Source organism: Nonomuraea jiangxiensis (assembly GCF_900099965.1).
In the GTDB taxonomy this organism is placed as follows: domain Bacteria; phylum Actinomycetota; class Actinomycetes; order Streptosporangiales; family Streptosporangiaceae; genus Nonomuraea; species Nonomuraea jiangxiensis.
Genome location: NZ_FNDJ01000006.1, coordinates 223400 through 236930 on the forward strand (window position 1 = coordinate 223400; position 13531 = coordinate 236930).

General features: G+C 70.6%; 14 protein-coding genes. 1 reads left to right on the forward strand and 13 read right to left on the reverse strand.

All coding sequences use genetic code 11. The features are described from left to right. Positions 1 to 3: 3 nt before the first annotated feature. From BLS95_RS15450 to BLS95_RS15465, 4 genes are read right to left on the reverse strand one after another with little or no spacing between them, the layout of a single operon-like run. Entirely contained in the window at positions 4 to 1194 is a 1191-nt protein-coding gene (locus BLS95_RS15450; protein ID WP_090931663.1) for a dipeptidase, read from the reverse strand. After that, the gene (locus BLS95_RS15455) at positions 1194 to 2582 is read right to left on the reverse strand and encodes a dipeptidase (RefSeq protein WP_090931664.1); all 1389 of its coding nucleotides are present in this window, start codon (positions 2580 to 2582) and stop codon (positions 1194 to 1196) included. The genes BLS95_RS15450 and BLS95_RS15455 overlap by 1 nt, the downstream gene beginning before the upstream one ends. Next, on the reverse strand, positions 2569 to 3327 hold the full coding sequence (locus BLS95_RS15460; protein ID WP_218135778.1) for an SDR family NAD(P)-dependent oxidoreductase: 759 nt from the start codon (positions 3325 to 3327) through the stop codon (positions 2569 to 2571). The genes BLS95_RS15455 and BLS95_RS15460 overlap by 14 nt, the downstream gene beginning before the upstream one ends. An 11-nt stretch (positions 3328 to 3338) precedes the next feature. After that, positions 3339 to 4052 (reverse strand): creatininase family protein, encoded by a 714-nt coding sequence (locus BLS95_RS15465; RefSeq protein WP_090931666.1) that lies wholly within the window; start codon positions 4050 to 4052, stop codon positions 3339 to 3341. A gap of 234 nt (positions 4053 to 4286) precedes the next feature. On the opposite strand from BLS95_RS15465, the gene BLS95_RS15470 reads away from it, so the two are divergent. Next, a complete protein-coding gene (locus BLS95_RS15470) occupies positions 4287 to 4856 on the forward strand; it encodes an Lrp/AsnC family transcriptional regulator (protein ID WP_176993205.1) in 570 nt (189 codons plus the stop codon). A gap of 21 nt (positions 4857 to 4877) precedes the next feature. On the opposite strand, the gene BLS95_RS15475 is transcribed toward BLS95_RS15470, so the two are convergent. Genes BLS95_RS15475 through BLS95_RS15515 form a run of 9 tightly spaced genes read right to left on the reverse strand, consistent with a single transcriptional unit; the run spans position 4878 to position 13512 of the window. After that, the gene (locus BLS95_RS15475; RefSeq protein ID WP_090931668.1) at positions 4878 to 5375 is read right to left on the reverse strand and encodes a MaoC family dehydratase; all 498 of its coding nucleotides are present in this window, start codon (positions 5373 to 5375) and stop codon (positions 4878 to 4880) included. Then, a complete protein-coding gene (locus BLS95_RS15480) occupies positions 5372 to 6601 on the reverse strand; it encodes a CaiB/BaiF CoA transferase family protein (RefSeq protein ID WP_090931669.1) in 1230 nt (409 codons plus the stop codon). Before BLS95_RS15480 ends, BLS95_RS15475 begins: the two co-directional genes overlap by 4 nt. Beyond that, positions 6598 to 7878: a methylaspartate ammonia-lyase gene (locus tag BLS95_RS15485; protein WP_090931670.1), complete on the reverse strand. Its 1281-nt coding sequence runs from the start codon at positions 7876 to 7878 to the stop codon at positions 6598 to 6600. The genes BLS95_RS15480 and BLS95_RS15485 overlap by 4 nt, the downstream gene beginning before the upstream one ends. Beyond that, positions 7875 to 8699, reverse strand: coding sequence for a M55 family metallopeptidase (locus BLS95_RS15490; protein WP_090931671.1), 825 nt, complete (start codon positions 8697 to 8699; stop codon positions 7875 to 7877). Before BLS95_RS15490 ends, BLS95_RS15485 begins: the two co-directional genes overlap by 4 nt. After that, positions 8696 to 9643 (reverse strand): glycosylasparaginase, encoded by a 948-nt coding sequence (locus tag BLS95_RS15495; RefSeq protein ID WP_090931672.1) that lies wholly within the window; start codon positions 9641 to 9643, stop codon positions 8696 to 8698. The genes BLS95_RS15490 and BLS95_RS15495 overlap by 4 nt, the downstream gene beginning before the upstream one ends. After that, a complete protein-coding gene (locus BLS95_RS15500) occupies positions 9640 to 10686 on the reverse strand; it encodes an ATP-binding cassette domain-containing protein (RefSeq protein WP_090931673.1) in 1047 nt (348 codons plus the stop codon). Before BLS95_RS15500 ends, BLS95_RS15495 begins: the two co-directional genes overlap by 4 nt. Further along, on the reverse strand, positions 10683 to 11711 hold the full coding sequence (locus BLS95_RS15505) for an ABC transporter ATP-binding protein (protein ID WP_090931674.1): 1029 nt from the start codon (positions 11709 to 11711) through the stop codon (positions 10683 to 10685). Before BLS95_RS15505 ends, BLS95_RS15500 begins: the two co-directional genes overlap by 4 nt. Beyond that, the gene (locus BLS95_RS15510) at positions 11708 to 12574 is read right to left on the reverse strand and encodes an ABC transporter permease (RefSeq protein ID WP_090931675.1); all 867 of its coding nucleotides are present in this window, start codon (positions 12572 to 12574) and stop codon (positions 11708 to 11710) included. The genes BLS95_RS15505 and BLS95_RS15510 overlap by 4 nt, the downstream gene beginning before the upstream one ends. Beyond that, positions 12571 to 13512, reverse strand: coding sequence for an ABC transporter permease (locus BLS95_RS15515; RefSeq protein WP_090931676.1), 942 nt, complete (start codon positions 13510 to 13512; stop codon positions 12571 to 12573). Before BLS95_RS15515 ends, BLS95_RS15510 begins: the two co-directional genes overlap by 4 nt. Positions 13513 to 13531: the final 19 nt, after the last annotated feature.

Genomic DNA, 13531 nt, shown 5'->3' on the forward strand with positions numbered 1-13531 from the left:
AGGTCACGACAGGGTCCAGACACGGTCGAGGGCCCTGAGGATGTTGCCGCCCAGCACGGCGGCGATCTCGTCGTCGGAGAACCCGTCGCTTACCAGCCGGCCGCAGATGTTGGCGAAGTTCTCGGTCGGGTTCTCCAGGCCGTCCACGTAGGCCACCTTCGGGAAGGAGGGACCGCCGGGGGCGGCGGCCCCGATCCTGAGCAGGTGGCCGAACACGGTGTGCAGGCCGACGTGGTCGCCGTAGAGGGTGTCGGGCCCGAACGCGACGTGCTCGATGCCGACCAGGTCCACGCAGTACTTGAAGTGGTCCATCACCGACAGGATGGTGTGCCGGGGATGCGCCTCGGACAGCGTCGTGTGCGGCGCCGCGGACATCCCGATGACGCCGCCGGTCTCGGCCACGGCGCGCAGGACGTCGTCAGGTTTCATCCGCGGCGTGTCCCAGACCGCGCGGGCCCCGGCGTGCGTCATGAACACCGGGCGTTGGCTGGCGGCGCAGACGTCGAGGCCGGTCCGGTCGGAGGAGTGCGAGATGTCGATGGCCAGGCCGAGCCGGTTCATCCTGGCGACCGCCCGCCGGCCGAAGTCGGTCAGGCCGCCGTCGACGGTCTCGTTGAGGCCGCTGCCGAGCGCGTTCGCCTCGGAGTAGGCGATGCCGATCTGCCGCAGGCCGAGGCCGTACAGCACGTCGAGCCGGTCGATCTCGTTCTCGATCGGGGTGGCCGCCTCCAGGCCGAACAGCAGGCCCACCTTGCCGGTGCGGTGGGCGTACTCGATGTCGGCCAGGTTCCTGACCACGATGACGTCGTCCTGGTGGGCGAGGTCGGCCTGGCGCATGCCGAGGTCGGTGATGACGTCGAGCCAGCGCCACGGCGCGTTGCCGGTGACGCAGGCGGTGCCGTCCATCATGTTGTCGAACACGACGGTCATGCCGGAGGCGCGGAGCCCCGCGAACGCGGTGTGCTGGCGCCCGGTGCGGTTGTACTCCGGGGTCTGGCGCATGTCGGCCGGGAAGCGCACCGGGTGGTCGTGCAGGCTGATCACGATGTTGTCGCGCAGGAGCCGCTCGGCCCGCGACCGCTCCGCCGCCGCCAGCCCGTCCTCGTACGGCGGGACCCGGCCGAACTCGGGCGCCAGCTCGAACTCGGGGAAGTCCTCGCCGGGAGTGAGGTAACCGTAGGACCGGTAGCTCATCACGCGGACCGCTCGCGCGAGCCGGGACCGGCGACCGGGGCCAGCCGGTGCGGCCCGTCGGCGAGCAGCCGCCACAGCTGTTCCCAGGCGCGCATGCCCTCGCGCAGCCGCGGGATCCGCAGGAACTCGTTCGGGGCGTGCAGGTTCTCGTCCGCGGTGGAGAAGGAGAAGAACAGCGTCTTCGCGCCGAGCACCTCCTCGAACAGCGCCGTGGCGGGCAGCGTGCCGGCGATGACGGCCAGCAGCACGTCCTGGCCCGGGTAGACGTGCTCCAGCGCGGCGCGGGCGGCCCGGATGGCCGGGTGATCGGGCGCGATCGTGTACGCGGGCACGCCCCCCTCGTCGGGGTGGACCGCGACGCGCACACCGGTGAGCTTGTGGTCGAGCACGTGGTCGGTGATGGCCCGCAGCACGGCGTCCGGCCGCTGGCCGGGCACCAGCCGGCAGGAGATGTGGGCCCGCGCGGTGTGCGGAATGACCGTGTACTTCCCGCCGCCGGTGACCCCGTTGACCTCCAGCGTGGGCCGCTCCCACAGGCGTTCGAGCGTGCTGTAGCCGGCCTCGCCGAAGACGCTGCCGAGCCCGAGGCCGTCCCGGTAACCGTCCTCGTCGAAGGGCACCGCCGCGATGGCCGCGCGGCGCTCGTCGCTCAGCTCGGGGATGCCGTCGTAGAAGCCCTCGACCGCGACCCGGCCGTCGGGCGTGTGCAGCCCGGCCAGGATCTCCGACAGCGCGTGCAGCGGGTTGGCCACGGTGCCGCCGAACCGGCCGGAGTGCAGGTCGGCGTTGGCGCCGGTGACCTCGATGTCCAGGGTCACGAGGCCCTTGGAGGCGATCGACAGCGACGGCTCGGTGGGCCGCCACATGGCGCCGTCGGCGGAGATGACCAGGTCGGCCGCCAGCTCGTCGGCGTGCTCGCGAAGGTAGGCCGGCAGGTGCGGGCTGCCGATCTCCTCCTCGCCCTCGAAGAGGAACTTGACGTTCAGCGGGAGCGCGCCCTCCTGGGCGATGAACGCCTGGGCCACCTTGAGCACGATGAACACCGGGCCCTTGTCGTCGGTGACCCCGCGCCCGCGGATCACGTCGCCGTCCACGGTGAGCTCGAACGGCGGCGTGCGCCATTCGGCCTCCGAGCCGGTGGGCTGCACGTCGTAGTGGCCGTAGACCAGGATGGTGGGCGCCCCGGGAGCGCCCAGCCACTCGCCCCGCACCACCGGGTGGCCGGAGGTGGCGACGACGCGGCCGCCGGCGAAGGAGAGCTGGTCCGCCAGCCACTCCGCGGCCGTGCGCATGGTCTCCTCGGTGGCGTCGCGGCTCACGCTGGGCACGGCGACGTAGGCGGCGAGCTCGTCGAGGTATTCGGCGTCGGTGGAGTTAAAAGAGAGCATGTCCGCCGTCAATCGAGATGGTCTGACCGGTGATCCAGGACGAGGCTTCGGAGACGAAGAACCGCACCCCGTGCGCGATGTCCTCGGGCGAGCCCAGCCGGCGTACGGCGATGCCCTCGACGAGCTCCCGCTGGCCCGCGTCCCCGTAGCTCTCCCACTGCTTGATCGTGGTGGGGTTCGACAGGACGAATCCGGGGGCGATGCAGTTGACCGTGATGCCGTACCGGCCCAGCTCGTGGGCCATCTGGCGGGTGAAGCCGATCTGCCCGGCCTTGGCGCTGGCGTAGGCCTGGATGCCGGTCAGGCTGACGCTGCGGCCGGCGCCGGAGGAGATGTTGACGACGCGGCCCCACCCGCGCCGCTTCATGCCCGGCGCCACCGCCCGGGTGCACAGGAAGGTGCTGGTCAGGTTGGCCGCGACCACGGCCGACCAGTCGTCGTCGGAGATCTCCTCGATCGGGTGGTGCACCTGGCCGACGACCCCGCCCGCGTTGTTGACCAGGATGTCGACGTCGCCGAGTTCGGCGAAGAACGCGTTGACCGCGGCCGAGTCGGTCACGTCCACCGTGTCCTTGTCGATGCCGTGCACCCGGACGCCGTCGGCTTCGAGCGCGGCGGCGATGGCCGCGCCGATCCCGTGCGCCGTGCCGGTGACGACGGCGATCCTGCCGCTGTCCGAGGTCTGCGGGCCTGATGTCGCGGCACCTGATGTCGCCGCGCCCGATGTCGCCGCGTCCGATCTCACTGGGCCTGATGTCACTGGTCGAGCCATCCCTTCTCCAGCAGCTCGCGGACCTCGGCCACGCCGGCGTCCCAGACGAGCTGCATGTCCTCGTCACTTCGCTGGTAGGCGCCGCCGAGACTGCCGTCCGGCGACTGCGCCCTCATCTCCTCGGCCGTCAGGTTGCCGGCCTTCGCCCGGTCGATGACGGGGGCGGCGCCGCCGGGGATCTCGACGCCGGCCACCCTGGTCCAGGCGAAGTTCTCCAGCCACGAGCCGTGGTACTGGTCCTCGTCGAACCGGCTCGCCGCCGCTGCCGTCTTCGGCGCGTTGTACCAGCTGTGGAACAGCACCTGGACCCGGTCGGCGCCGGGCCGGTTGATCCACTCGCGGATGAGCCCGGCGACGGGGGCGTTGCCGCCGTGCCCGTTGATCACCGCGATCCGCCGGAAGCCCTGACCTGCCAGGCAGTCCAGCAGGTCGCGCACCACCTCGATGTAGGTGCTCATGCGCAGGCTCATGGTGCCGGGGTAGGCGGTGAAGTACGGGGCCATGCCGAACGGCAGAACCGGCAGCACCGGCACGCCGAGCGGCTCGGCCGCCTCCACCGACACGCGCTCGGCCAGCAGCGCGTCGGTGCCGAGTGAGAGGTACCCGTGCTGCTCGGTCGAGCCGACCGGGAGCACGACGCGATCGTCACGTTCGAGGTAGTCGGCGATCTGCATCCAGTTGCTGTCGAAGACCCGCACCGGTCCTCACACTCCGTTCTCGGGGGTCACGCACCGCTCGGTCCGACGGTTTGCGAAGTGAAATCCATGTCGGCCTGCAAGGTGGTCATCTGTAAGGAGATTAGAGCCAATACTAACCATTCGTCCCTCAATTACCAGTCCGTCCCCCTTCAGATGCATAAGATCGGTCAAGTCGTACGATCGACTTCGGGGGAACCGTGGTTCGCATACGAACGGCGAGGTAGCCTTCCCGCCATGCCCCCTCGACGCCGCGCTGTCGCCAGCGCCACTCCCGCCCCGCTACGAGACCTGCCCGCCGGGCCGGCGCCGGCGCCGGCGGTGCCGCTCGACGACGTTGACAAGCAGATACTCGTGCTGCTCAGCAAGGATTCCCGGCGCTCCCAACGGGCGCTGGCCCGCGAGCTGGGCATGTCCGCGCCCGCGGTCGGAGAGCGCATCGCGCGTCTGGAGCGCCTCGGCGTCATCCGCGGCTACAGCGTCTGCGTCGACTGGAACGCCGCGGGGTTCCCGATGACGGTCTACCTGACCATCACCGCCGTACAGGGCTATCAGCAGAAAGAGCTCATCGAGAAGCTCTCCCTGATTCCCGAGCTCGAAGGGCTCGATGTCGTGACCGGTGCGATCGACCTGCTCGCCCGGCTCCGCGTACGCGACCACCTGCACCTGCGGCACCTGCTCATGGAGCGCATCTGGCAGATCGAGGGCGTGCAGCGTACGGAGACCTCGCTGAGCATCATGGAGATCGAGCCGAAGAACCTGGTGGCCGAACTGTTGTCGGACTCACCGGCGGAGGAGGACGCCTGAGGGGCGCCGGATGGCCGATGGTCATCCCGGCGCCCCAGGCCCGTGTACGGGGCCGAATCCGCGCCGGTAGACCATCACCGTCCGGTTGAAGGTGATGACGACCGTACCGTGCTGGTTGGTGCCCGTGGTCCGCACGGTCACGATGCCGACCTCCGGCCGCGACCGCGACTCGCGCACGGCCAGCACCTCGGACGAGGAATAGACGGTGTCGCCCTCGAACAGCGGGTTCGGCAGCCGCACCTCGTCCCAGCCCAGGTTGGCCATGACGTTGTAGGACACGTCGTTGACCGACTGCCCGGTGACGAGCGCGATGGTGAAGGCCGAGTTGACCAGCGGCCGGCCGAACTCGGTCTGCGCGGCGTAGTGGGCGTCGAAGTGCACCCTGGCGGTGTTCTGGGTGAGCAGGGTGAACCAGACGTTGTCCGCCTGGGTCACCGTGCGGCCCAGCCCGTGCTCGTACACGTCGCCGACCTCGAAGTCCTCGAAATAGCGGCCCTGCCATCCGGCGCGTACGGTCATGACTCCCCTTCCGGCCGGGCCGCGCGCAGCCGCTCGACCCGCTCGGCGTCGTACTTGAGCAGTTCGGTGTAGATGTAGTCGGCGTCCTCGTCGCGGCGCGGGGCCCGCCGGTGCGCGCGCTCCCCCGGCTCCTCCAGGCCGCCCTGCCGCACCCGCATCGGGCTCCCGACCTGCCGGATCGTGCCGAAGTAGGGATGCTCGGTCTCCACCACCATGCCGCGGGCGAGCGTGTGCGGATCCGCCAGCGCCTGCGCCACGGAGTTCACCGGGCCGCAGGGCACGCCCGCCGCCCTGAGCAGGTCCAGCCAGTGGTCGCTGGGCCTAGTGGTGAACACCTGCTCCAGCTCGGCCAGCAGGGTCTCCGCGTGCTCCCTGCGGGCCGCGAAGTTCGCGTAGCGGGGGTCGTCCGGCCACTCCGGATGCCCGACGACCTCGGCGAGCCTGCGGAAGAACTTCTCCTTCGGGCAGGCCACCACGAGCCAGCCGTCGGCCGTGGGGAACGCCTGGAACGGCACCAGCGACGGGTGGGCCGAGTGGTGGGTGCGCCGGGGTACGAAGTCGCCGTTGAGCTGCCAGGCGGCCGGATAGGTCAGCATCGAGACCGCGGTGTCGAACAGGCTCAGGTCGCAGTCTGCGCCCACCCCGTCGCGCCGGGCGGCGTGCAGCGCGGCCAGGATCGAGCCGGCCGCGACCAGGCCGCCCGCGTAGTCGACGAGGGAGAGCCCCGACTTCGTGGGCGGCCCGTCGGGCTCGCCGGTGAGGTCCATCCAGCCGGCGATGCCCTGCAGCACGTAGTCGTAGCCGGGCTCCTTGCTGCGTGGCCCGGTCATGCCGAAACCGCTGAGCGAGCTGCACACGATCGCCGGGTTGAGGTGCTTGAGGTCGTCGTAGCGGATGCGCAGCTTGGCCGGCACGTCGCCGCGCAGGTTCGAGTGCACCACGTCGCTGACCCTGACCAGGTCCTCGAACACGGCCCGGCCCTGCGGGGTGGTGAGGTCCAGGCCCAGGCTGCGCTTGTTGCGGTTGAAGGTCTCGAAGAACAGGCTGTCCTCGCCGTGCTGCTCGGGCACCACGTAGCGCCCGACGTCGCCGCCGGACGACGGGTCCTCGATCTTGATGACCTCCGCGCCCAGGTCGGCCAGATGGACGCTGCCGAAGGGGCCGGCGCCGTACTGCTCGATCGCGATCACCCTGACGTCCGACAGCGGCAACCTCGGCTCGGTCATGACAGCGCCTCCCGACCGACCGTAGCCGCGCCGCCCGACCGGCGGGCCGCGGCGAGCGCCGCCACCCGCGCCATCTCATTGCCCACGATCATCAACCCTTCGTCCACTCCCATACCCGGCTTGGCCAGCACCTGCCCGGCGTCGCAGGCCATCGCGACGTGGGCGCAGACCTGCGCCGAGCGGTCGGTCTCGTTGCAGGTGCCGCCGCAGTAGGCCACCAGGCCGTGCTCGCGCACCAGCAGCAGCGCCTCGATGGTGTTGCCGATGCCGCCGAGGTCGGGCGTCTTGACGTGGATGACGTCGGCCGCGCCCGCCTCGACGAACAGCCGGATGTCCTCCAGCGTGTTGCACCACTCGTCCACGGCGATCTTGACCGGCGAACCGCGGCGGCGCAGGGCCGCCCGCAGGCGCACGTACGTCTCGATCTGCGCCTCCCGGCCGCCGGCGTCGATCGGATGCTCGACGACCAGCTCGTACGGCGCGGCCAGGTCGCCGAGGTGGGCCAGGTAGCCGGCCACCGCCTCGACGTCGCCGCCGAAGGCCAGGCCCACGGTGCCGTAGGTGTCGAAGTGCAGCCTCGGCTCGTAGGCGGCGTCGGGGCGCAGACCGGCGATCCGGTCGACCAGCCAGCCGATGTACTTCTCCAGCAGCTCCCCGTGTCGGCCCAGCTTGGTGTCGACGTTGTTGATCAGGCCGTGCGGCAGGACGTCGACCCGCTTGAGGATCATCTTGTCCGCGTTGTCGTACCGGTCGTCGCCGGTCTGGGCGAACATCGGCACCGGCGCCAGGTCCACGCCGGTGGCGTACTCGTCGCGTACGACCTCGGCCATGGTGAGCTGGCGGCTGCACGCGACCGCGTCGAGCAGCGCCTGGGAGACGCCGTAGCGCACGGCCGTGTGCAGCGGGCCCGCGGCGGTGCGGCAGTCTTCCACCCGGCCGGCCAGCTCGCGGAACGAACCGAGCTCCGCCCCCTTCAGCAACGGCGTGAGGTGCTCCTCGACGTCGCGGCGGGCGTCCGCCGCGCTGAAGACCGGGTCGCGGCCCCCGGCGCCGCTGTACTGCACGGCGGCGCAGTCGCCGTGGGCGACCGAGCCGTCCTCCAGCAGCAACATCACCGAGAGCGCCTCGCCGGCCTGCCTGATCCCCGTGAAGCCCGGCGTGAGCGGTTCGCCCGTGTAGGTGAAGCCGTCGTGCCCCGCGCCGGCCCTGATGGCCGCCTGGTCGTCCGCGAAGAACCCGGCGCGGACCGGCTGGGTGAGAATGTCGACGATCTTCACTCGACGAGACCCCGGCACAGCAGTACGACGGTGATGAAGGTCTGGTAGATCCGCAGCGGGTCGTCGCCGACGATGGTCGCCGACAGGTCACCCGTCCGTTCGACCCCGGCGATCCTGGCGGCCAGCTCGCAGTAGTCGCTGCTGCGGAACGAGATGCCGAGGGTGACGGGCAGGGCGATGTCCGGCGGCCCGGCCTCCTTCAGCCCCTCGACCGCCGCCCTGGCCCGGTCGCGGATCAGGTCCCTGGCCGCCGCGGGGTGCAGCGACTCGGCGGCGAAGCGTGAGACCGACTTCTTCACCACCGCCGTCTCGATGCGCGGGCAGAACCGCAGGGTCTCCTCGGCGGTCGTGGCGTCGCCGGTGACCAGGACGATCGGCACCCGGTACGCCGCGGCCACCAGCGCGTTGATGCCCGCCTCGCCGGCGACGACGCCGTTGACGGTGACCTCCGCGAAGGCCGTCGGGAAATAGGTGTGCGACAGCACCGAGCCCCTGCTGCCCATCGAGCCGTGGTAGGACACCATGAAGACCGCGTCGAAGCTCTCGTCGAGCCCCTGCATCATGTACATCGGCTTGTAGCGGCCCGACAGATAGCCCGCCCGCCCGGCGAGCGCGTCCGGCTTCAGGTTGGCCATCTTCGAGTGCGCGTCGTTCACCAGGAACTCGGTGGCGCCGGCCTGCGCCGCGCCCTCGATGGCGGCGTTGATCTCGCCGGTCAGCAGGTCGGTGTAGTAGGGGTACTGCGACCCGCCGATGACGCACTGGTCCCAGTCGACGACACCGGCCGTGCCTTCCATGTCGGACGAGATGAAGATCTTCACAGCACGCTCCTGGGGTGCAGCTCGGGTTCTGTCGAGGTCTCGGTCATCACCGCGTAGACGGAACCGCTCTGACCGGCGGCGGCGCCGTGCCGGCCGTCCGGGGTGAGCGCCAGGCAGCGCAGCTCGGCGCGGTAGTCGTCGGGCAGGGTCGCCGCGTCGGCCAGCATCGCGAGGCACGCGGCCGACGGGTCGAGCCCGCGTGCGAGGTCGGCGACGATGCCGCGGGCGCCGAGCGCACGCATGCTCAGCTCGCCGCGGCCGGTGCAGGCGGCGCCGCCGTAGCGCACGTCGGCGTAGTTGCCGGCGCCGGGCAGGGCCGAGTCGCCGACCCGTCCCGGATACTTCCAGGGGTAGCCGCTGGTGGACACGCCCACGACCAGCTCGCCTGAGGAGTCGAGCGCGATGATGTTGATGGTCCCCCACGGCCCGTCGTGCGGGGCGAAGCGGTTGACCAGCTCCAGCGCGGTCCGCCGGTAGAGCTCGTCACCGGCCTGGGCCTCGGTCCGCTCGCCCTCGACCGACTCGCCGGACGGCCGCAGCGCCAACCGGAACAGCTTCTTCGACTCCTCGGTCAGCAGCTCCGCCCGGGTGAACCCGTTCTCCTCCGCGAACAGCTCCGCGCCGGCGCCGACGAGCAGGCTGTGCTGCGGCAGCCGCTCCAGCACGGCCCGGGCGATCGAGATGGGATTGGGGAATCCCCTGACCGCGCCGACCGCGCCGAAGGCCCTGGTCGAGCCGACCATGAGCGACGCGTCCAGCTCCACCACGCCCTGGGCGTTCGGCAGCCCGCCGGTGCCCACGTAATGGTCGTCCAGGTTGTCCTCGCAGCGGCGCAGCCCGGCCTCCACGGCGTCGAGCGCGGAGCCGCCGCGGGCGAGGATCTCCATCGCCGCGGGGAGGCCCGCCTCGCTGCGTTCACTGCCGATGACGATGGGGGAAATCACTCACTCACTCTTTCCGCGCGTTCTGTTACGTGGACGCAGGCCGCGGCCCGGCGGCTGTCCCGTGGATCGACGATCAGGGGTGGCTCTGTGGCGCAGGCGGCGACGACGGCCGGGCAGCTTCCGGCGTAGCGGCACGGGGTGGTGCCGTCGCGGGCCGCCGAGAGCGTGACCTCCTCGGCGGCGGCCGGGTCGGCCACCGCAACCCCGTCCACGTCGGTGGGCTCGGCCTGCTCGCCCTCGGTCTCCGCCAGCCGGGGCACCGAGCCGATGAGCAGCTTGGTGTAGGGGTGGACCGGGTCGTCGAACAGGGTGTCGGTGTGGCCGGTCTCGACGATGCGCCCGCGGTACATCACCGCGATCCGGTCGCTCACCTGCCGGACGACCGCCATGTTGTGGGAGACGAAGATGACCGAGAGGTGCAGCGTCTCCTTCAGGTCGGTGAGCAGGTTGATGATGTTGGCCTGCACCGAGACGTCGAGGGCCGAGACCGGCTCGTCGGCGATCAGCACGGTGGGCTCCAGCGCGAGCGCGCGGGCGATCCCCACGCGCTGCCGCTGGCCGCCGGAGAACTGCCGCGGCCGCTGCTTCAGCGCCCGCTCGGGCAGCCCGACCAGGTGCATCAGCTCGCGGTTGCGCTCGCCGACCTTGTTGCTCGGCACGATCTTGTGAAACTTCAGCAGCTCGGACAGCGTCTGCTCGACCGTCATCCGGGGGTTGAGCGAGCTGTAGGGGTCCTGGAACACCATCTGGATGGCCCGCTGCTGTGCCCGTGGCCGCTTGGCGGGCACGGGCTCGCCGTCGTAGCGGATCGTGCCGGCGGTGGGGCGATAGAGGCCCACGATGGTGCGCGCGAGCGTCGACTTGCCGCAGCCCGACTCGCCCACCAGGCCCAGCGTCTCCCCCTTGCGCAGGACCAGGTCCACGCCGTCCACGGCGTGGTTCACCGTCGGCTTCTTGCCGAAGATGCGGTCGGTGACCGACGTGGGCGACGTGAAGTGCCGGGCCAGGCCCTCGACCGAGAGGATCTCGTTTCCCGCAGTCACTGCTTGCTCACCGCTTCCTCCGCGACCATCTCGCTCCAGCGCTCCGCGGTGTCCACTCGCAGGCACGCGCTCCTGCGTTCGACGCCGGCGGCGCCGGCCGGCTCCAGTGCCGGCTCCTGGTGGTGGCAGGCGTCCACGGCGAACGGGCACCTCGGCGCGAACGAGCACCCCGAGATCGCCTGGCTGAGGTCGGGCGGCTGGCCGGGGATGGTCAGCAGCCGGTCCACGCGGTGGTCGGGGTCCGGCACCGAGCGCAGCAGCGAGAACGTGTAGGGATGCCGGGGCTCGGCGATCAGGTCGAGCAGCGCGCCCGACTCGACGACCTTTCCGGCGTACATCACGTAGAGCCGCGAGCAGGTCTGGCTGACCACCGCGAGGTCGTGGCTGACCAGCAGCAGGCTGACGTGCTCCTCCTGCTTGAGCTGGCGCAGCACGCGCAGCACCTGGGCCTGGATCGTCACGTCGAGCGCGGTGGTCGGCTCGTCGGCGAGAATCAGCCGCGGCTTGGTGGACAGCGCGATCGCGATGCAGATGCGCTGCCGCATGCCGCCCGAGAGCTCGTGGGGGTAGAGCTCGTAGCGCCGCTCCGGGTCGGCGATGCCCACCTTGTTCATGAGGTCGATCGCGATGGCCCTGGCCTCGCCGCGCGACTTGCCCAGCCTGCGCAGCGGGGCCTCGGCGATCTGCTCGCCGACGCGCATGACGGGGTTCAGCGCCGTCAGGGAGTCCTGGAAGACCATGCTCATCGTGTCGGTCAGCCGGCGGTGCAGCCGCTTGGCGGGCAGGCCGGTGACGTCCTCGCCGTCGATGAGGATGGTGCCGGACACGATGCGGGCCGGGCGGGGCAGCAGGCCGAGCAGCGCGCGCAGGGTCAGGCTCTTGCCCGAGCCGGACTCGCCGACGAGCCCGACCGACTCGGCGACGCCGACCGACAGCGACACCCCGCGGACCGCGTGCAGCCGGCCGTGCGACAGGGGGATGTCCACGTGCAGGTCGCGGACCTCCAGCAACGGTTCGGTCGTCATCGGTTCGCCTTCTCCACGATGCCGTCCGCGATCAGCGCCAGGGCCAGGCCGGTGAGGACGACCGCCAGACCCGGGATCGTGGACATGTACCACTTGTCCAGGATGAACTGCTGGCCCTCCTGGATCATCGTCCCCCAGTCGGGCGTGGGCGGCGGCACGCCGAGGCCGAGGAAGCCCAAGGTGACGATGGCCAGCAGGGTGAGCACGATGTCGCTCATCGTGAAGACGACCGCCTGGAGCAGCACGTTCGGCAGCAGGTGCCGGATCAGGATGCGCCACGTCGGCAGGCCGCTGGCCCGCGCCGCCATGGCGTACTCCTGCTCCTTGGCGACCAGCACCTGGCCGCGCACGATGCGGCAGTACGCCACCCAGCCGACGAGCGTGATCGCCGTGTAGATGCTGGTCGTGCCGGGACCCATCGCGAACACCAGCGCGATGACCAGCACCAGGAACGGGAAGGCGATCACCATGTCGACGACGCGCCCGACGATGGCGTCGAGCCAGCCGCCGAACCAGCCGGCGATCAGCCCGATCAGGCTGCCGATCACGAACGGCGAGATGACGGCGAGCACGCCGACCTGGAGGTCCACCCGCGCGCCGTAGAGCAGCCTGGCGAGCACGTCGCGGCCGAGCGAGTCGGTGCCGAGCAGGTGCCCCTTCGAGCCGGGTTCGAGGAACGCGTTCGTGAGGTCCTGCTTGATCGGGTCGTAGCTCGTCAGCAGGGGCGCGCAGAGCGCGCACAGGACGATGAGCCCGAACAGGATCAGCCCGGCCACGAGAGGGGCGTTCCACCGCCCGCGGCTGCGGCGGCGCGCACCCGGTACGGCCGGGACGACGGGACCCACGCTGGTCGCCGCGCTCATGAGAGCTTGACCCGCGGGTCGAGGGCGGCGTGCGTCACGTCGGTCAGCAGGTTGACGACCACGACCATGATCGCGAATATCAGGGTGATTCCCTGCACGGTGGGGAAGTCCCTTCCGAGAATGGAATTGATCATCTGCTGTCCGATGCCGGGCAGCGAGAAGACGCGTTCGACCACGAGCGTCGATCCGGTGAGGTAGGCGATGTTCACGCCGAGGACCGTCACGGAGGACACGGCCGCGTTGCGCAGGGCGTGGCCGAGCACCACCCGTGAGGTGCTGATGCCCTTGGCGTGCGCCGTCACGATGTAGTCGCTGCTCAGCACGTCGATCATGCTGGCGCGCAGGCTGCGGATCAGGATCGGCGCGAGCGTCAGGGCGATCGTGATGCCCGGCAGGATGATGCCGTGGATGTGCGCGCCCAGCGTGTCACCGAACCCGGCCACCGGGAACAACTTCAGCTTCAGCCCGAAGACCAGGATCAGCATGATGCCGAGCCAGAACGCCGGCAGTCCCAGCCCCGCGATCGGCACGGTCCTGATGATGTTGTCCAGGATCCCGTTGCGCCGGGCCGCGGCCAGCACGGCCAGCGGCACGGCGATCAGCAGCGTGAACACGGTGCCCGAGACCAGCAGCCAGATCGTCACCGGCAGGCTGGCGCCGATCAGGCCGCCGACCGGGCTGTCGTACACGTAGGAGAAGCCGAGATCACCGGTCAGCAGGTGGCCCAGGAAGGTCAGGTACTGGCTCCACAACGGTTGGTTCAGGCCCAGCTGGTTGCGGAGTTCCCGGACGGCGTCCGGGGTGGCGTGGGAGCCGAGCAGCGTGGCCGCCGGATCGCCCGGTATCAGGCGGATCAGGAAGAACACGATGAACGAGATCCCGAGCAGGACCGGGATCAGCGAGACCAGCCGCTTGAGTATGTAGACCAGGTACTTCATCGACTCCGTTGCTCCGTGT